Source organism: Staphylococcus sp. GDH8C109P (assembly GCF_017893405.1).
Classification (GTDB): Bacteria; Bacillota; Bacilli; order Staphylococcales; family Staphylococcaceae; genus Staphylococcus; species Staphylococcus cohnii.
The window spans coordinates 100,632-119,911 of sequence record NZ_JAESMX010000015.1; the positions used below are offsets into that span (position 1 = coordinate 100,632).

17 protein-coding genes are annotated in these 19,280 nt (G+C 32.2%); 2 read left to right on the forward strand and 15 right to left on the reverse strand.

Annotated elements, in window-relative coordinates:
* Positions 1 to 39: 39 nt before the first annotated feature.
* The 7 genes from KA867_RS08990 to KA867_RS09020 all read right to left on the reverse strand — a co-directional run bounded on the left by KA867_RS08990 (position 40) and on the right by KA867_RS09020 (position 8,630).
* Positions 40 to 531 (reverse strand): DUF948 domain-containing protein, encoded by a 492-nt coding sequence (locus KA867_RS08990; protein ID WP_107384403.1) that lies wholly within the window; start codon positions 529 to 531, stop codon positions 40 to 42.
* Between the two features lie 71 nt (positions 532 to 602).
* On the reverse strand, positions 603 to 1,916 hold the full coding sequence (gene murC / locus KA867_RS08995) for a UDP-N-acetylmuramate--L-alanine ligase (protein WP_210137772.1): 1,314 nt from the start codon (positions 1,914 to 1,916) through the stop codon (positions 603 to 605).
* Positions 1,917 to 1,939: 23 nt separating this feature from the next.
* Positions 1,940 to 5,608, reverse strand: coding sequence for a DNA translocase FtsK (locus KA867_RS09000; RefSeq protein ID WP_210137773.1), 3,669 nt, complete (start codon positions 5,606 to 5,608; stop codon positions 1,940 to 1,942).
* Between the two features lie 17 nt (positions 5,609 to 5,625).
* Positions 5,626 to 6,225 carry a YtpR family tRNA-binding protein gene (gene ytpR, locus KA867_RS09005; protein WP_210137774.1) on the reverse strand — a complete coding sequence of 200 codons (600 nt, stop codon included), beginning with the start codon at positions 6,223 to 6,225 and terminating at the stop codon, positions 5,626 to 5,628.
* A gap of 12 nt (positions 6,226 to 6,237) precedes the next feature.
* Positions 6,238 to 7,101 (reverse strand): DUF1444 domain-containing protein, encoded by an 864-nt coding sequence (locus KA867_RS09010; protein WP_210137775.1) that lies wholly within the window; start codon positions 7,099 to 7,101, stop codon positions 6,238 to 6,240.
* 126 nt (positions 7,102 to 7,227) lie between these two features.
* Positions 7,228 to 7,536 carry a thioredoxin family protein gene (locus KA867_RS09015; protein WP_210137776.1) on the reverse strand — a complete coding sequence of 103 codons (309 nt, stop codon included), beginning with the start codon at positions 7,534 to 7,536 and terminating at the stop codon, positions 7,228 to 7,230.
* A 17-nt stretch (positions 7,537 to 7,553) separates the two neighbouring features.
* Positions 7,554 to 8,630 carry a M42 family metallopeptidase gene (locus KA867_RS09020; RefSeq protein WP_210137777.1) on the reverse strand — a complete coding sequence of 359 codons (1,077 nt, stop codon included), beginning with the start codon at positions 8,628 to 8,630 and terminating at the stop codon, positions 7,554 to 7,556.
* An 82-nt stretch (positions 8,631 to 8,712) separates the two neighbouring features.
* Between KA867_RS09020 and KA867_RS09025 the strand changes: the two genes are divergently transcribed.
* A complete protein-coding gene (locus KA867_RS09025; protein ID WP_107385162.1) occupies positions 8,713 to 9,030 on the forward strand; it encodes a hypothetical protein in 318 nt (105 codons plus the stop codon).
* Positions 9,031 to 9,193: 163 nt separating this feature from the next.
* Here the strand turns inward: KA867_RS09025 and KA867_RS09030 are convergent, their stop codons facing one another.
* The 8 genes from KA867_RS09030 to KA867_RS09065 all read right to left on the reverse strand — a co-directional run bounded on the left by KA867_RS09030 (position 9,194) and on the right by KA867_RS09065 (position 17,717).
* The gene (locus KA867_RS09030; RefSeq protein WP_210137778.1) at positions 9,194 to 10,021 is read right to left on the reverse strand and encodes a YtnP family quorum-quenching lactonase; all 828 of its coding nucleotides are present in this window, start codon (positions 10,019 to 10,021) and stop codon (positions 9,194 to 9,196) included.
* 567 nt (positions 10,022 to 10,588) lie between these two features.
* A complete protein-coding gene (gene trmB / locus KA867_RS09035) occupies positions 10,589 to 11,230 on the reverse strand; it encodes a tRNA (guanosine(46)-N7)-methyltransferase TrmB (protein WP_210137779.1) in 642 nt (213 codons plus the stop codon).
* 15 nt (positions 11,231 to 11,245) lie between these two features.
* Positions 11,246 to 12,037: a phosphotransferase family protein gene (locus KA867_RS09040; protein ID WP_064208823.1), complete on the reverse strand. Its 792-nt coding sequence runs from the start codon at positions 12,035 to 12,037 to the stop codon at positions 11,246 to 11,248.
* A 453-nt stretch (positions 12,038 to 12,490) separates the two neighbouring features.
* Complete coding sequence (gene dat / locus KA867_RS09045) at positions 12,491 to 13,336, reverse strand: D-amino-acid transaminase (RefSeq protein ID WP_210137780.1); 846 nt, start codon at positions 13,334 to 13,336, stop codon at positions 12,491 to 12,493.
* 2 nt (positions 13,337 to 13,338) lie between these two features.
* Complete coding sequence (gene pepV / locus KA867_RS09050) at positions 13,339 to 14,748, reverse strand: dipeptidase PepV (RefSeq protein WP_210137781.1); 1,410 nt, start codon at positions 14,746 to 14,748, stop codon at positions 13,339 to 13,341.
* 222 nt (positions 14,749 to 14,970) lie between these two features.
* Positions 14,971 to 15,369: a YtxH domain-containing protein gene (locus KA867_RS09055; protein WP_107385125.1), complete on the reverse strand. Its 399-nt coding sequence runs from the start codon at positions 15,367 to 15,369 to the stop codon at positions 14,971 to 14,973.
* A 15-nt stretch (positions 15,370 to 15,384) separates the two neighbouring features.
* A complete protein-coding gene (locus KA867_RS09060; RefSeq protein WP_210137782.1) occupies positions 15,385 to 16,083 on the reverse strand; it encodes a pseudouridine synthase in 699 nt (232 codons plus the stop codon).
* Positions 16,080 to 17,717: a putative polysaccharide biosynthesis protein gene (locus KA867_RS09065; RefSeq protein WP_210137783.1), complete on the reverse strand. Its 1,638-nt coding sequence runs from the start codon at positions 17,715 to 17,717 to the stop codon at positions 16,080 to 16,082. The genes KA867_RS09060 and KA867_RS09065 overlap by 4 nt, the downstream gene beginning before the upstream one ends.
* A gap of 129 nt (positions 17,718 to 17,846) precedes the next feature.
* On the opposite strand from KA867_RS09065, the gene KA867_RS09070 reads away from it, so the two are divergent.
* A complete protein-coding gene (locus tag KA867_RS09070) occupies positions 17,847 to 19,106 on the forward strand; it encodes a BaiN/RdsA family NAD(P)/FAD-dependent oxidoreductase (RefSeq protein WP_210137784.1) in 1,260 nt (419 codons plus the stop codon).
* The last annotated feature ends 174 nt before the right edge of the window (positions 19,107 to 19,280 follow it).

Sequence of the window (19,280 nt, forward strand, 5' to 3'; positions counted from 1 at the left end):
CCTCATTTAAGTGCATTTGTTTTTTAAGTATATAAATGATTAATGGTCAACACGTGTAGTATAGCTATGATTTGCATCATCTGCTACGCTACTTGTTTTATAATTTGCACTTTCTCTACGATTTCTTCTGTTTTGCCATTTGTCAGCAACTTCCATTGCAACATTTGACCATTGTACAACTTGAGAAATTTTATCTTCATTTTGAGAAATATTGTGCGTGATTGAGTTTGTTACTCGATCAACAGAACCATTTAATGTTTGAACTGAATCACCGATACCTTTCACAGCATCAACGACAGAGTTTAAACGTTCTGATTTATCTTGAATATCTTCAGTTAAGCGATTCGCTTTATGAAGTAAGTCAGTAGATTCACGTGTAATCCCTTGAATTTGTCCTTCAACTCCATCAAGAGTTTTAGCAACGTGATCTAAATTTTTCTTAACTGAAAGTAATACAACAACGATTCCTATACATAATACTAAAAAAGCAATCGCTGCAATTATTCCAGCTATAGGTAAAATCCATTCCATTTAAAACGCCTCCTAAAAAAACATATGTTGTTATTTAATATAAATACCCACATCATTTTAACATAAACATATTAAAATGAGGTAGTTACACCGATATTTTCCATATATGCACGTTGGATTTTTTGTATATCGCCTGCACCCATAAATAAGATTACTGCATCTTTATACTGTTCTAACGTATTTACACTTTGCTCATCAATAAGCGTGGAACCATCCACTCTTTTAATAAGGTCTTGAATGGTTAGTTCACCATTATTTTCTCTTATTGATCCAAAAATTTCACATAAAAATGTTTTATCAGCAAGATTCAAACATTCAGCAAATTCTTCTAAAAAAGCCTGTGTTCTACTGAAAGTATGTGGTTGGAAAACAGCAATAACTTCTTTATTAGGATATTTTTTTCGTGCTGTCTCAATTGTAGCACTAATTTCTCTCGGATGGTGAGCATAATCATCCACTAATATTTGTTTACCCGCCTTAGTTTCATTAAATCTACGTTTTACACCACCAAATGTTTCTAACGCTTCTTTAATATTATCAACGTTTAATCCTTCTAAATAACTTATTGCTATTACAGCAAGTCCGTTTAAAATATTATGATCTCCAAATTGTGGAGATAAGAAAGTATCATAAAATTTATTATTAATATAAACATCAAATTGTGTTCCTTTTTCACTAATTTGAATATTATCTGCATATATATCATCATTTTTAGAAAATCCATAATAATAAATAGGTACATCTGCTTTTAAATCACGAAGATATGGATCGTCTCCCCAAGCTATAATTGCTTTTTTAACATTATGTGCCATTTCTTGAAAAGCATTAAAAACGTCATGTACATCTTTAAAATAATCTGGATGATCAAAATCAATATTTGTCATAATTGTATAATCCGGATGATAACTTAAAAAATGTCTACGATATTCACATGCTTCAAAAGCAAAGTAATCACTGGCCGGAATACCTAAACCTGTACCGTCTCCAATTAAGAAAGACGTTTTTTTATCTCCGTTCATAACATGTGATAGTAAGCCAGTTGTAGATGTTTTACCATGTGCACCTGTTACAGCAACAGAAGTGTATTGGTTAATAACATGACCTAAAAAATCATGATAGCGAATAACTTCTAAATTTAACTCATGTGCGCGCACTACTTCTTCATGCGTATCAGGAAAGGCATTACCTTGAACAATGACCATATCTTCCTTTATATTATCTGCATCAAAGGGTAGGATTTTTATACCTTTATTTTTTAATGCTACTTCTGTGAAAACATAATTCTTTATATCTGATCCTTGTACTTCATTTCCAAGATCATGCATGATTTGTGCTAATGAACTCATACCGGCACCTTTAATGCCGACAAAATGGTAATGTGTCATTGTAACTCTCCTTTATCTCTATATTAATTATCATTCAAATCAGACTCAGTGACATACACATCTCTAGGTTTAGAACCGTTTACTTCCGAAATATAACCTAACTGTTCTAGTTGGTCTACAATTCTAGCAGCACGATTATAACCGATTTGGAAATGTCTTTGTATCAGTGAGGTAGAAATATGTCCTTCTTGTACCATAAATCGACATACGTCGTCGAATAAATCATCTTGCGGATGACTTTCTACTTTTTTCAACAATTCTTTTTCTTCAAAAAGATAATCAGGTTCACGTTGTTGCTTAATAAAATCAACTACATCATCAATTTCTTCATCAGAAACGAATGTTCCTTGTACACGTATTGGTTTGTTCATTCCACTTCCTAGGTATAGCATATCCCCATAACCTAATAAGCGCTCTGCTCCACCACTATCTAAAATCGTACGTGAATCTACACTTGAAGATACCATAAAGGCAATTCGTGTTGGTATATTCGCTTTGATTAATCCTGTAATTACGTTGACAGATGGTCTTTGTGTTGCAACTAACATATGAATCCCACATGCGCGTGCTTTTTGTGCGATTCGTGCAATTGATTGTTCAACCTCTTGTGGTGCCATCATCATTAAATCAGCTAATTCATCTATTACTATAACAATTTTTGGCATTCTATCTTCATAATTTGCCTTTTTATTAAAAGCAGTTATATTTCTAACATGATATTTGGCAAATACTTTATATCGACGTTCCATTTCTTCAACTGCCCATTTTAAACTTTGTGTAGCAGCTTTAACATCAGTAATAACAGGGGATACCAAATGTGGCAAACCATTATATGGTGCCAACTCAACCATCTTAGGATCGATAAGTAGTAACCTTAGTTCTTCCGGATGATTTTTATACAATAATGACATTAAAATGCTGTTAATAGATACAGATTTACCTGATCCTGTAGCACCAGCAATTAAAGCATGAGGTGTTTTTGCTATATCCATTACCAATGGCTCATTATTAATTCTAAGTCCCATAGCAACTGTTAATTTAGATTCAGCATTTTTAAATGTATTATCTTCTATGATAGAACGTAAATTAACAGGTGTTGAAGACTGATTTGGCACTTCAATACCTACTAAACTCGTGCCTGGAATAGGTGCTTCAATACGTATATCTTTTGCTGCCAATGCCATTTTAATATCATCTTGTAGGTTAGTGATTCTAGATACTTTCACACCCTTTTCAACAGACAATTCAAAACGAGTCACACTTGGTCCTTCTGTAACAGTTTGAACTTCTGCAGGTACATTGAAATAATAGAATGCTTCATTTAATTCTTGTTTCTTTTCTTCAATCCATTGATCATCTATTTCATGCACTTTAGGTTCATCAAGTAAATCAATACTTGGAAGTTTAATATTCGGACCTTTTCTTATGGACGTTTTACTTTCTTGAGATGTTTGGGTATTTTGGCTAGGCTGACTCACAGAATTTGAATTCTGAGATGTCGTATCATTAACTGATTGATTGTCTATATGTTTGGATTCAAGATTTTGTGTTTTTTCACCTTGCTCGTTATCTATAGTTTCATCTTTCAGACCTTTATTAGACTGTACATCATCAGTCAATGTTTCAGATTGCGCATGCATATCCGTAACTTTTGACTTATTATCGTCAGAAGCATTTACATCCACGTTATTTTCGTTTTGCATTTGTTGTTGATAAGAAGCAGTTGTTTCATCTTTTTTAGTTTGTGTTGATTTATCAATATACTCATCTGATTGTTGTAATTCAATCTTATTTGAGTTGACAGAAGTATTCGTGTTGTTAAGATTTTTTTTAGCATCAAGCATTCGTTTTTTATCAGATGGTGTCATCACTACATTGAAAGGTTTGCTCCCTTTCAATCTAGTTGTGGTTTTATGTTGTTGATTACCTTGTTCATCACTATTAGCTTTAGCAGTTGGCTTATCATAAGCTTGTTGCGCTTCATCACCTTTATCCTCTGAAATCTGTGCGTCGTCAACAAACGTATTTTCACCGGTTTTATCCGCTTCACTATAAACTGATGAATTTTTTTGGTATCGCGAAACATTTTGATTTAAACCATCAGTGTCACCATCATTTTGCTCATCTTCTTTTTCAAAATGATGGTTTGAATACATAGATGTATCATCCACTGAATAATCACTTTCATTTTTCGTTGTTTTCACTTCATTATTGTGCGCTTGTTGAGTCGAATCAAGCGTATTTTGTGACATATCATTTTGAACATCTGAAATTTCTCTATACGTTGCATCCGAAATTTCAGTATTATCGATAGATTCTGTTGCGTTTTCATTATTCTGTTGCTGAACGTTATCTATTTCTACACGATTACTATCTTGATAAAGATTTGTCTCTTCATTAGCTTGACTCGTTGATGTTTCTGTAATACTTGATTCGTTCTCTACATTGACAGTTTGATTCTCACTTTCATCTGACTCAATATCTGATTGGTTATTGTCAATGTTATGTACATCACTTATATGATCTAAATTAATTTCTTGATACTTGTATTGTGATGTATCACTTTGATCATCAGCATCATATTTTTCATTTGTATCTTTATCTGACAATTTTTTTGCGTAGTCTGTATCACTGTTTTTATTTTCTGCTCCGTCTAATGAACTTTCTCCAATATATTGTTTTGCTTGTTGTGCATACATTTCATCAATTGCTTTTTGTATTGTATCTTCGTCATTTTGTTGACTTTCTTGTCGCTTCTGTTGCAATGCTTTTTTAAACTGACGTTTTTGAAGCACCTTACGCTCACGTTCTCTACGAATTTCTTCAACAATTTGAGACGCATAGATATTTTCTATATTGATTGTATTGTTCTTTTTAGGAGTAGTTGTTGACTGTGATACATGATCTTGTTGCAGAGATTTATTTTGCGTTTGTTCTGTGCTCTTTTCAGATGATGGTTGTTCGCTATCAACTTGAGAAGGTTGATCAAACGTTGGTTCATCAGTGACACTTTGGTCATTGTTAGAATTTGGTTTTTGTTCTTCTTGCTTTTCACTCTCATTATCATCTGAAAAACGATTATTAGGTTTTATCACACCATTTTCTAAAGGATGTGGTTTTTTAGTTCCAAAAATAGCTGAAGGAACTTCGCTCGCTTTAAATTCACTTTTATGATATTGAGGTGTAGTAGGCTCATGTTTTTTTGTACTATGTCCATTTCCGCGTTCAGTACCGCCTAAAACATCTGTTTGAATTCTTGTTCTTTTTCCTTTGTGTTGTTTCTTTTCTTTACGAACTTCATTATCTAATGACGCATTTGTTTTACTACGTGATGATGGATAAGATTCTGTAGATGGTTGATCAAATTTATCTGTCGTTGTTTCATCAGTCATTTGTCTCCGTCTTCTATAGTGGTGATTCTCAGTATGATGATTAGATGACTTATGGTTGGAATTTTTAAATTCATTTTCTGATGATTCTTTATTAGCGTCCTCAGTGTCACTATTTTCTTCTAAAACGCGCATTGGAAATCTAAATTTCCCTTTGGGTCTCTCATAAACATCGTTATTTTGAGGAAGTAATGTGTCTTGATGTTCTTGCTGCATATTCTTTTGGCGTCGTTGGTTTCTTTTATTTAGATAATCTTTATTAGGATCATTTTCTTCTCCAAATAATTTGTCGAACCAGCTCATTCGGACATTACCTCCTTCTATTCTTCAAAAAATGCCTGTCCAACTTTGTATTCATCAGACAATACCATAATACCTTTTTCCTGTGGAGCATTTGGTAAATTTAATTCTTTCATAGAACAAATCATTCCACTTGAATCTACACCACGTAATGCTGCATCTTTAATAACCATGCCACTAGGCATCACAGCTCCCACTTTTGCTACAACGACCTTTTGTCCCGCTTCAACATTCGGTGCTCCACAAACGATTTGTAGCTTTTCTGTTTCTACATCAACATTTAATACACTTAATTTATCTGCATCTGGGTGTTTTTCTTTAGTTTCAACATAACCGACAACAAATTTTGGTGATAAATCTGCGTTCAATTCAAATGTGAAACCAGCATTATTAATTGCTTTTTGTAAGTCATGAATCAAATTTTCATCCAATTTTATATGACCTTTTCCAGTAATTTTAGAAACCTTCGATGCATTGAATATATTAAAACCTACAACCTTATTATCTTGACGAATTTCAACTACATCATTCTTTGTTTCATAAGTAAATTCACCTGTTGTGGGTTCAATTTGTAAAAAAGCTACATCTCCTACAGCTTCTTTATTATAAAATAAATTCATTTTTTTAACTCCTTATTTCTTATCTTTATTTTCATATTGTTTTCTAGTTGCTTCTAATCTTTGTATGACATCTGGGTTTCTTTTTTGTTTATTATTTTTACCTAATATAAATATTGGTTCAAAATGTCCGTTATCATAAGCTAATGATAGTGACGTGATTGGAACTAAACCTTTCGTGAAGAATTCCATCGTTAAATGTGCCATGACATCATAACCTGTTTTATTTCGTATGTCGGCAATAATTAACACATCTTGATGCGGTACTGCTACCAACATTTCACCTTCACATTGCGCTTGTATGTCATTCAAAAAGGTATTATTTAAAATTCTACTTGCATCGTAGCCATCATTTGAATTTACAAAATAGAAAATATTACCTTTAACTTCATCAGTTTTATATTTGTTTTCAAGTTTTCTAACATTAAATAATGCCATTTCTTTCACTTGTTGTTTAGTAAGATTTAATTTTTCTAACATTTGTTCATCTATTAATCGATAAGATTTTCCTAAATCTACTGCATAATAAATATTTGTTTCTGCAGTATGTTTATCTATAACAAATGAATTACCTTCTTTGTCTTTTTTATCAAAACTAGGCGATCTCAGTACAGGCATTATCTCAATATTCTCTGCTTCAGATAAAGCCTCCCCTTTCATTTGTTCAATCGCTTCTTCAACATAATACACAATTTCATCTACAATATTTTCTTTTTGTTCTTTATATTTCGCTACAATTGTAGAAATTTTGACAGTAACACCTTTGCCATTATCATTTCTAGATACGCGTAGCGTTTCTTCATCACGATTAAAACTAAATTTAACATCTAAATGTTTCAATCTATCTTTTAATTTATCTCTCATTTGAAAGACATTCATCGTTAACACTCCTATTTACGTGTCTTAATACAGTTTACAATAAATATACCCTTAGGAACAGAAAAAAAGTAAGTTCTAAGGGTATATTTTTAGCGTAGACATTAATACATTTGATTCGCTTTATTTTTATAAAGAAGCTAAAAATTCATCTATCTGTTCAATGGATTTACGTTCTTTGCCAATATAACTTCCAATTTGTTGTCCATTACTAAATACTAAAAAACTAGGAATGCCCATAATACCATGTTCAATACAAATATCTATAAATTCATCTCTATCCACTGATATAAATTTATAATTTGTATACTTCGCTTCAAGTTGTGGTAGGTCTGGTTCAATCACTTTACAATCCGGACACCAATCAGCAGTAAATAAAAATACTGTGTGTCCTTGTTTTAATTCTAAAAATTGTTGTTCATTTTCTAATTGTTCCATCTAATCACTCCAAAACATTATTTATACTGTAAAGTATTTATTACTTCGTTATCTAAATTTTCAACTGATTGTAGTATTAAACTTCTTGCAGCATCATAATCGCGAAAATCAAATATTGCATTTGTACTGTGAATATAGCGTGCACAAACACCAATAACTGCAGTTGGTATACCTATATTGGCTTTGTGAATTTCTCCACCATCTGTACCACCTGGAGACATATAATATTGGTGTGGAATTTTAAATTTGTTTGCTAAATCTAACAGAAAATCTCTAAACGTTGGTTTTAGTATCATTGTTCCATCTTTTATACGAATTAAAGTCCCTTTTCCTAGTTCACCAGAAAGATTTTGCTTTCCTTTCATATCGTTTGCTGGTGAACAATCTACTATAAAAGCAACATCTGGATCAATTAATTCAGCAGAAGCTTTTGCACCTCTTAAACCAACTTCTTCTTGAACATTTGCACCAACATATAAATCAAAATCTAACTCTACATCTTTTAATAATTCTAATAATTCTATGCCTATTAAACAACCATAGCGATTATCCCATGCTTTACTAGCAAACCTATGCTCTGATAATTGTGTGAATGGTGTGTCTGGAACTATAGTATCACCTATTTGAATGCCTCGATTTATGACATCTTGTTCGTTTTCACAACCTATATCTAATAATAAGTCCTCAATTTTTGGTGCGCCTTCGTTACCTGTTCTAAAGTGTTTCGGGATATTTGCTACAACTCCGACAATTTCTTCGTTGTTTCTTGATTTTACCTTTAACCTTTGACCTTGCCAAATATCAGTTGCTACTCCACCTAAATTAGTGAATTGTAAAAGCCCGTTATCTGTGATGTTCGTTATTAAAAAACCTACTTCATCCATATGAGCAGCAACCATTATTCTTTTAGAATTTTTAGATTTAGATCGTTTAACCCCATAAAAACCACCCATACGATTATAAACAAAATCATCTACATATGGTGACATCTCATCTTTCAAATATGCTTTAACGTCATCTTCAAATCCTGGCGCGCCATGTAATTCTGTTAATATTTTCATTCTCGATAATGTTTTACTTTTGTCTATATTCAATGTCATTCACTCCTTAATATTTATTATATCATCTTCATTATGGTAAACTATAAATATGAATTTATTGGGGGTAGATTGTAATATGTTGAATAAAAAAAGTTGGTTCTTCATCGGCTTAATCTTAATAACAACTATTGTTGGATCAATTTATTTTTATACTCGCCAAAAGCAACTACAAAATCGTAATCCTGAAACTATTATTTCAGATGTAAAAACTTATTTTATGAATGTTGTAGGTTCTTACATATTAAACGAAACGATAATGTATCAAAATGCTGGCGATCAATTAGAAGTCTTTCAAGGTGGTATCACTACCCTTCATAATGGCAAACGCACTTATTATGATTTTTATGCTAATGCTAAAACTGGTGAAGTGATAAACATCGTTGAATGCAAATGATAAATGGTTAAAGTTATGAACATGTTTGTATCATGTAGTAAATGGTTATCGACTACATTGAAAGAAGTAAACTATATCACTGCTCAAGCCAAGAAGACATAGATTAGTTTTCTTGTTAAAGATATAGTGCTATTTCAAATGTTCAAAACTTTAACCTTTTACTTTATTCTCTTGTAATATAATGTTCGATTTCAGATGGTTCTTTTTGGTTAAATTTTACAGCAAAGTAATTCACATCATGATAATATAAGAACCAGTAATTTTCTAAAATAAATCTAGGTATCATGCGTTCTTTTTCTCTTATAGACTGCATTGGATAATCATCGTAGGCAGTTACCCATAGTGGATTTTTATGAGCGACTGTGGGAAAAATATCTCCCATGTGCACTGCTTTTTCTCCTCCACTTTCAATTGTAATAATAGAATGACCGTAACTATGCCCTCCAGTATGGTACATATTAATCCCTTTGACTATTTCAATTTCATTTTCAAATAACAATAATTTATTGGAGAAATCACCATTATTTTTTTGCCAATACGTTGATTTACTACGTATATTTGGACTAATAAACTCATGCCATTCATCTTGTTGAATAATATGAGTTGCATTTTTAAAAACCGCACGTCCTTCACTATCAGTTAATCCTGACGCATGGTCAAAATGTAGATGTGACATTAATACATAATCAATATCACTCGTCGTCAAATTAAATAATTTTAACTCTTCTTCTATATTACTTTCATAATACACACCAAATATTTTACGCTCTTTTTCCGTAAGCTTTTGATTACCTATACCAGTATCAATGATGAAGTTAAATTCTTCTGTCTGTATTAATATTGGATGTGTAGGTAATGGAATCCGATTGTCCTCACTCAGTTCATATTTTTTCGTCCATAGAACTTTGGGTACTACACCAAACATCGCTCCCCCATCAATGTTCGTAATACCACCGTTAAGGTAATGTATCTTGAAATTTCCTAATTTCATAACCAATCCCCATTTCTTAATTTAATTACTAATCACTTAATATAGTAATATAATACTTGTTACACGTAAAATAACGAAATTTGTTAGTCCTCCTGCTATAATCATTTCATTGCGATTTTACAACACATTGGAGCTCATGAATTCGAACGTGTTAAAGACTACAAACTCAAATCCTATACCTTAGGAAAGTTTGCGACCTCAATACCGCAAGTTATTATACAAAAAAGACTAATATTTTATTTAAATTTATATTATTTAGTGAAATTAGAAATGCCGTTTAAATCATATAATAATTTTTATAAAATAAGATATCCTTAATTTTATGATACATATAGGTATGAATATAATTTTCTTTTTCTACAAGAACACATCACTTATAAAGATTTTGCATCGTGCTGACGCCCGGGGAAATGATATGAGCGAGAGACTACTGGCTCGAGCCATATCCCCAGGTAAGCATGCACGATCAAAATCACAAATTATTATACAAAAAGGGCTAATCCGTCTTGCTTACGGATTAGCCCTTTATTTTGAACAAGAGCGTTATAACTGAGTCATAACAAATATTTAATTATTATGGAATTTGGCTTCCATCCTATAAATTCTAGAACCTCTGTCAGAAAATTTTCGCTCATATTCTGTTTCAATATTATTCTCTTTTTCTTCTTGATGTAAATTTAAATTTATTTTTGTAAAATACATACCAAATTGAGACATACTTTCTAAGCTATACGCAAATAATCCTCTATTATCTGTTTTAAAATGAATTTCTCCATCTGTTTTTAACACTTGTTTATACAAGGATAAAAACGTGTGATACGTTAATCTACGCTTAGTATGTCTTCTTTTCGGCCAAGGGTCAGAAAAATTTAAATAAATACGTGAAATTTCTCCATCTTTAAAGTATTCATTAAGTTCTATCGCATCATTACATATCAATTTAATATTCGTTAGATTTTGCTCTATCACTTTATCTAACACTTTGACCATAACATTTTTTTCACGTTCCATAGATATAAAATTAATTTCAGGTCTTTGTGCAGCAAGTGTCGTTATAAATTGTCCCATGCCAGAACCAATTTCAATATAAATTGGTTGATCTTTATCAAACCACTCACTAATATGTCCCGCATGGTTACCATCCGTGTCTACAATATCAGGATGCGATTTTAAATAATCTTCAGCCCATGGCTTGTAACGCATTCTCATTTTCTTGATAACTCCTTATATAAATGCATTGTTATTCATTACTTCATTTAAGAACTTCAGCCACATATTCATATCTTTATAGCGTTTTTGTTCTTCATACCACTGCACCATTCCAATAGACTGAACAGCAGTATACCACTTCATCCTCTTTTGCAAGTCTATAGAATCTTTCGTACCGTAATCATTTAACCACTGAGGCCATTTATTTTCAGGAACGTAATTGTATAGCAGCATGCCTAAATCAATTGCTGGATCCGCAATCATTGCACCTTCCCAATCCACTAAAAATAATTCATCGTGGTCAGACAACAACCAATTATTATGATTGACATCTCCATGGACAACTGTAAAAAACCTAGGGTCAAGACTTGGCATATGATCTTCTAAATAAGTTAATGCTTTTCGCACCACATGATGCGTCAACACTTCTCTCGATAATGAGGCGTTTATTTTATTTAACAAAATATCAGGTGTAATAGGATACATTTCCATACGTTTCAACATATTCAAAAGTGTTTTTGAACTATGTATTTTTTTCAATAAATTAGCCACTCGTTGTTCATACATCTCATCGAAAGTTAACTCTCTGCCATTTTTCCAATGTTGCGCTGTTACGACTTCACCAGTCTCTATTCGTTTTGTCCATACAAGCTTAGGTACAATACCTTCAGCAGATAAGGCTGCAATAAATGGGTTTGAATTTCGTTTTAAAAACAATTTCTGCCCATCTTGTTCAGCCATATATGCTTCTCCAGATGCACCACCTGCTGAATCAAGTGTCCATCCTAATTGATAAAACTGCTCCAACACGTTCACCTCACTTTCAATTAGAAAATGGCTCAAGAAAACAGATTTCGAGAGCCAAATATAATCATTTTCTAATACACTTATAAACTTTAAACTCTATATCACAGTCATTTATTTATGACTATCATTTTGTCCCATAGAATCAAGTTTTTATATTTAAATATGAAATACTGTATCGAGATTAATAATAACTTTAACATCATATCATACATGATCTCGTAACAGTATTTTTTTGAAAAATTCCTTTAGTTTTTTTATGAAATTTCAAGTATCAATTTCAAGTCTCATAGAAGATTTTATAATGTTTAGAGATTTATTTCAACCAATAATGAGAAACAAAAAGTCACATTTTACTACAGTATTTTTCTGTAATTTTTTAAATCGGCTCAGTAAGCATTATAACATAATTTAGCTTTTATAGATGTTACATTTTATATCCTTTTATGGAAAATATTAACTATCTGTGTCAATATAACTATTAAATCCTTCTTGTAATGATTTCGTAATTGGACCGACTTCTCCGTCTCCTACTTGTTCACCATCTAATTTAACGACTGGCATCACTTCAATAGAAGTACTAGACACAATGATTTCATCTGCGTTTCTTAAAAAGTCTAAAGTAAATGTACCTTCATTAAATGGTATACCTTTTTCTTCGGCAATATCTTTTATAACCATTCGCGTAATACCATTTAATATATAATTGTTTACTGGATGTGTATAGATTTCACCTGCTTTAATAGCATATACATTGCTTGATGACCCTTCAGTAACAATGTCACCTCTGTGTTGAATAGCTTCTTGTGCATTATATTTTACCGCACGCTCCTTAGCCAACACATTTCCAAGTAAATTCAAGCTTTTAATATCACATCTTAACCAACGAATATCCTCAGTTGTTATCGCATTGATACCTTCTTCTAATAACTTGTATGGACGTTCATAAGTTTTGGTAAATGCCATCACATTAGCTTCTACTGATGGTGTTGGAAAAGCGTGGTCACGAGGTGCTGCACCACGCGTAACTTGAATATAAACACCGCCATTAACAACGCCATTCGCTGCTAATAATTCTTGAATTAATTCAGTAAGTTCATCCACATTGTATTTCAATTCTAAACCTATTTCTTTAGCACTTCTTAAAAGTCTTTCAAAATGGGGTTTGGCGGTAAAAATATTATTATTATATGTTCTAATATATTCGTATATCCCGTCACCAAATACGTAACCTCGATCATTGTATGGTACTTTTGCATCTTGTTCATCTACTAAATGTTCATTAATAAGTACTTTTGTCATCATCATTCCTCCACGCATAGTGCATATAAAGCTTCTAAATAAATACTTGTTGCATTAAATAATTGCTTTTTCGTAATATACTCATTTTTTTGATGCATTAAATCTTCTGAGTCATTAAACATAGCACCAAAGGCAACACCTTTATCTAAATTACGTGCGTATGTTCCACCGCCTATTGTGTAAGGTTCAGTTTGGTCACCAGTTTGGTTACGATATGCAGTCACTAGCGTTTGCACGAAAGGATCATTTTTATCCACATAGTGAGGTGTTTGATTTTTACCTAATTCAATAGAAAATCCAAGTTGCTGAATCTCACCTTTAAAACGAGTCATGGCTTCTTCAAATTCAAAACCTTGCGGATATCTTAAGTTAATACCAAATCGGCCACCACTTTGATTATCATATGAAATGATACCAATATTTGTAGTTACATCTCCCATGACATCTGTATGGAATTTCATTCCCATTTTTTCACCGAAATGAGAGTTGAATAAATACTGTTCACTAAATTGAGTGAAATTTTCAGCAGTTTTATCTAAATTTAATTTGGCTAAGAAATTCAATAAGTACAACCCTGCATTCACACCAATAGATGGATCCATACCATGGACAGCTTTACCATAAACTTTAAGTACTAATACACCACTATCAACGATACTTTCACCATCAATATTATTATCAGATAAGAACTGTTCAAATTTCTGAATGACGTCAGTCATATTTTCTTTAACTGCAAGATTGGCAATTGCTTCATCAGGCACCATGTTATAGCGTTGACCTGATGTAAAAGAAATAAGTTCGTATTCTGGTTCATCTTTATCCTCTGCTTTGTCATTTTGAACTACATCAAATGTACTAATACCTTTTTCACCATGTATTGCTGGGAATTCAGCATCAGGTGCAAAGCCTAAAGTTGGCATTTCTTCAGTTTTAAAGTAACGCTCTGTACATTGCCAATCTGACTCTTCATCAGTGCCTATAATGATATGTATACGTTTTTTCCAATTGACTTTCATATCGTTCAATATTTTCACTGCATAATATGCTGCTATTGTTGGTCCTTTATCATCAAGCGTACCTCTTGCAATAATCTTATCTTCAGTAACAACAGGATCGAATGGATTAGAATCCCAACCATCGCCAGCCGGCACTACATCAACATGACATAAAATCCCCATAACATCTTCGCCTTCACCAGCTTCAATACGTCCTGCAATATGTTCAACATCATGTGTGTTAAATCCATCACGTTCAGCAATGCCATACATATAATCTAATGCCTTACGTGGTCCAGGTCCAACCGGATTTTCTGAAGAAATTTTATTATCGTCTCTCACACTTTCAATAGATAATAAGCCCTTTAAATCGTTTATAATATCTGTTTCGTATTCTTTCACTTTATCTTTCCACATTTAGCATCAACTTCCTTTTTAATACTTATATATTTAATATTTTACATGAAGTAGTACAGAAACTACAGTGAGATGTGATTATTATTTTAAAAAAATCAACTGTATAATTAATTGAAAAACAGATTGAAGCCTTTCACATACCTGTCTTTCAAAATCTGTATTAATATAAAAAAACCTAGTTCAAAACTATGAACTAGGTTAAAAAACTAAATCAATCATTACTTATTTATTTTTATTGTTTTTGAGTTCTTCTTCAGTAACGACACGAAGATTATTTGAAGGATCAGCTGCACCTTCATCAGTAAATCTCGCTTCTTCAACATGTTCTTCTTCTTCAGATTCGCCTTTAAAACGATCTTTTTGTTCGTTAATGAAACCTTTAGGATCTTGTTTTACTTTTGAAGCATAACCTTTAGGGTCTTGTTTCACTTCATTATAAGTTTCATTTGCTTTTGAACTGATTTGACTAGCGATATCTTTTGCGTTTTGCTTATAGGATTCAGGATTTGATTTATATTTGCTATATTCATCCTTTAATTTATCTCTATTCTCTTTTTTAGAAAGAACAACTGCAGCAGCTGCGCCTCCAACACCTATAATTGCTTTTAATAATTTTGACATAATAACACCTCTTTATTATTTTAATCCTAATTGTTTAAAATCTATTTGAGTTAAGTGACGATATTCACCTGGTTCTAAAGATTCATCCAGTTTTAAATTACCAATGCTAATACGTTTCAATTCTAGAACTTCATTATCTATAGCATGAAACATACGCTTAACTTGATGATATCTTCCTTCATAAATTGTGACAAAAGATTTATATGCCTCATCACTTTTTACTAAATTTGCAGGCTTCGCCAAACCCTCATTCAATTCAATACCCATTTTAAATAATTTTATATCATTATTTGTAATATTTTTTTTAGAAATTACCTCATAAGTTTTAGAAACATGCTTAGCAGGGCTCATTAATTCGTGATTAAAAGTCCCATCATTCGTAATTAACAACAAACCCTCAGTGTCTTTATCTAATCGCCCTACTGGAAAAACTTCTAAAAACCGGTAAGGTTCGACCAAGTCTACAACTGTTTGATGTTGGTCATCCTCTGTTGCAGATACATAACCTTTAGGCTTATTTAACATTAGATAGACTTTATCTATATAATGAATGGTTTCATTGTTTTTTTGGACTACATCATTTTCTGGGTCTATTTGCTTTTTAGGAGATTTTTCTATTTTATTATTAACTGTAATGGTACCTTTTTTCAATAACTGTTTAACTTCAGTACGCGTTCCGACACCCATATTAGCTAAAAATTTATCTAATCTCATTTTATAAGACCTAATTTACGTCTAAGTTTATTTGGAATATCTCCTAAAAATTGATCGGCAAGTTTTGTCTTCATCGTAATGCCACCATAAACAATCATACCTATAATGACACTAATAATTAAAATTGCTAAAGCGCCAAATTTAGTTTGTGGTGAAATAACCATTTGCAATAAAAATGATGATAATTCAACTACGACCATCATTAAAAAACCGTATAAGAAAATTTTACCAAAATGTAGCAATGTTTCTGAGAAATCAAAATTAGCATATTTTTTAAGTATATAAAAATTACAGATAACTGCAAACAGCAATGCTATTGCTGTACTTAATATTGCTCCGGCAGTATGGAAAGCCAAAATCAATGGCGTGTTTAGTATTACTTTTAGTACTACTGCTGCTAAAATTACAAACACTGTTAATTTTTGTTTATCAATACCTTGTAGCATAGATGCTGTCACACTCAATAATCCGATTAAAATTGCCACAGGTGCATAATAAAATAACAATTGACTACCATCGACATTGTAACTATAAAAGACGGTATATAGTGGTAAAGCTAAGGCCATAATACCCAGACTTGCCGGAACTGTAATATACATTAGAACCCCTAATGATGTTCTGATTTGTCTGTGCATTTCTTTTAATTCACCTGATTCATACGTCTTAGTAATAAATGGGATTAAACTTACTGCAAAACCAGCAGATAAAGACGTTGGAATCATCACTATTTTATTTGTCGTCATGTTTAAAATGGTAAAGAAATAGTCATGTAAACGGCTTGGTACTCCAGCCAAGTCTAAAGCACCATTATGTGTAAACTGATCTACTAAATTAAACAGCGGGAAATTCAAACTAACAATTACAAATGGGATACTATAAGAAATAATTTCTTTATACATTTTCCCATAGGAAACTGTGATATCTGAAGTATCCGTTGCTACCATTTTTTCAATGTTAGGTTTTCTCTTTCTCCAGTAATACCATAATGTAAATATCCCTGCTACCGCACCTACTGCAGCAGCAAATGTTGCTATACCGTTGGCTTGTAGTACACTTCCACCAAAGACATTAAGTACTAAATAACTTCCTACTAAAATAAATAATATACGTGCGATTTGTTCAATGACTTCTGAAACTGCTGTTGGCCCCATTGATTTATAGCCTTGAAACACGCCACGCCATGTAGCAAGTAATGGTATAAATATGACCACCATACTGATTATTCTAATAATCCATGTAATATCAGCTACTGACCAACCACCTTTAGTACCAGATTCATGTGCTAAAGTAATTGTGGCGATACTTGGTGCTAATAAATATAAAATGAAAAATCCAATAAATCCTGTTATAGTCATAACTATAAAGCTAGATTTATATAACTTTTCGCTTACTTTATAAGCGCCTAAAGCGTTATATTTAGAAACATATTTAGACGCCGCTAATGGCACCCCAGCAGTTGCGACTGCAATGGCAATATTATACGGCGTATATGCATAGTTAAAAGGTGCCAATTTTTCTTCTCCACCAATAATGGAGTAAAAAGGAATAATATATAAAACACCCAAGACTTTAGTAATCAATATACTAAGGGTGATTAAAAAGGTACCCCTAACTAATTCTTTACTTTCACTCATTCAGATCTTCCTATCTCAAATTAAATTTTTACAATCATAACTTTAATCATAACGTTATAAACACTTTTTTTCAAAACTATATTACTATAAACTATAAAATAACACTATTTAGTAAAGTGAGGCAATCAAATGTACCAAACAATTATTATTGGCGGTGGCCCTAGCGGTTTAATGGCGGCTGCTGCCGCAAGTCAACATAGCGATAAAATCCTTCTTATTGAAAAGAAAAAAGGGCTCGGTCGCAAATTAAAAATCTCTGGTGGCGGGCGTTGTAACGTCACAAATCGTTTACCATATGAAGAGATAATTAAAAATATACCAGGAAATGGAAAATTTTTATATAGTCCTTTTTCCGTATTTGATAATGAATCTATTATTCACTTTTTTGAATCACGTGGTGTTGCACTTAAAGAAGAAGACCATGGACGTATGTTTCCTGTTTCCAATAAAGCACAGGATGTTGTAGATGCATTAATTCGTACAATTGATGAGAATAATGTAACTGTAAAACAAGAAACCGCAGTGCATGCTATTGAACATACACCACAACAGACTTTTAAAGTATCTGTAGATAATCAACAAACTGTTGAAGGTCATAGTTTGATTATCGCTACAGGTGGTACGAGTGTGCCAAATACTGGATCAACTGGTGATGGTTACAAATTCGCTGAACACTTGGGACATACAATTACAGAACTTTTCCCGACAGAAGTACCAATTACATCATCCGAACCTTTCATAAATAATAAAAGGTTAAAAGGATTGAGCTTAAAAAATGTTGCATTATCAGTATTAAAGAAAAACGGTAAAAAACGTGTGACACATCAAATGGATATGATATTCACTCATTTCGGAATCAGTGGCCCTGCTGCTTTAAGATGTAGCCAATTTGTATATAAAGAACAAAAAAGTCAAAAACGCCAAAATATTGATATGCAATTAGACGCTTTTCCAGAACTAAGTTTTGCACAATTAGAAGATAAAATAAGTGAATTATTAAAAAACACACCAGATAAATATGTAAAAAATAGCTTACATGGTTTAATCGAAGAACGTTATTTATTATATATGTTAGAATTGGCAAATATTTCAGAAACATTAACAGCACATCATATATCTAATGAACAATTTAATAAATTGATTACTTTATTCAAAGGCTTTACGTTTACAGTTAATGGAACTCTATCAATTGAAAAAGCTTTCGTAACTGGAGGAGGCGTTTCTCTTAAAGAAATCGAACCCAAAACGATGATGTCAAAATTAACTCCAGGATTATTTATGTGTGGCGAACTGCTAGATATCCACGGTTATACAGGTGGCTATAATATTACCAGTGCTTTAGTTACAGGTCATATATCAGGAACAAATGCAAGTAAATTTCAACGTTAAGCATATCAATTTATCTAATTGGTCACCTTTTAGATCCATTACTTACATTTAAAACAAATTTACTATTTACCTATTTTAATGATTGATGCTTTTCTATGCGGGTGACACACGTAATGTTATAATACTTAAGTCGCCTACTCTCAGGCGTCAATAGACGTAGAGAGGAGGTGTATT

Excerpts from the sequence above, each read along its gene's own strand:
- trmB (WP_210137779.1), bottom strand. The coding sequence starts at position 11,230 with ATGAGAATGCGTTACAAGCCATGGGCTGAAGATTATTTAAAATCGCAT.
- KA867_RS09015 (WP_210137776.1), bottom strand. The coding sequence starts at position 7,536 with ATGGAACAATTAGAAAATGAACAACAATTTTTAGAATTAAAACAAGGA.
- pepV (WP_210137781.1), bottom strand. The coding sequence starts at position 14,748 with ATGTGGAAAGATAAAGTGAAAGAATACGAAACAGATATTATAAACGAT.
- murC (WP_210137772.1), bottom strand. The coding sequence starts at position 1,916 with ATGACACATTACCATTTTGTCGGCATTAAAGGTGCCGGTATGAGTTCA.
- KA867_RS09060 (WP_210137782.1), bottom strand. The coding sequence starts at position 16,083 with ATGAGATTAGATAAATTTTTAGCTAATATGGGTGTCGGAACGCGTACT.
- KA867_RS09010 (WP_210137775.1), bottom strand. The coding sequence starts at position 7,101 with ATGAATGTCTTTCAAATGAGAGATAAATTAAAAGATAGATTGAAACAT.
- KA867_RS09025 (WP_107385162.1), top strand. The coding sequence starts at position 8,713 with ATGTTGAATAAAAAAAGTTGGTTCTTCATCGGCTTAATCTTAATAACA.
- KA867_RS08990 (WP_107384403.1), bottom strand. The coding sequence starts at position 531 with ATGGAATGGATTTTACCTATAGCTGGAATAATTGCAGCGATTGCTTTT.
- KA867_RS09065 (WP_210137783.1), bottom strand. The coding sequence starts at position 17,717 with ATGAGTGAAAGTAAAGAATTAGTTAGGGGTACCTTTTTAATCACCCTT.
- KA867_RS09070 (WP_210137784.1), top strand. The coding sequence starts at position 17,847 with ATGTACCAAACAATTATTATTGGCGGTGGCCCTAGCGGTTTAATGGCG.
- KA867_RS09055 (WP_107385125.1), bottom strand. The coding sequence starts at position 15,369 with ATGTCAAAATTATTAAAAGCAATTATAGGTGTTGGAGGCGCAGCTGCT.
- KA867_RS09030 (WP_210137778.1), bottom strand. The coding sequence starts at position 10,021 with ATGAAATTAGGAAATTTCAAGATACATTACCTTAACGGTGGTATTACG.
- ytpR (WP_210137774.1), bottom strand. The coding sequence starts at position 6,225 with ATGAATTTATTTTATAATAAAGAAGCTGTAGGAGATGTAGCTTTTTTA.
- dat (WP_210137780.1), bottom strand. The coding sequence starts at position 13,336 with ATGACAAAAGTACTTATTAATGAACATTTAGTAGATGAACAAGATGCA.
- KA867_RS09000 (WP_210137773.1), bottom strand. The coding sequence starts at position 5,608 with ATGAGCTGGTTCGACAAATTATTTGGAGAAGAAAATGATCCTAATAAA.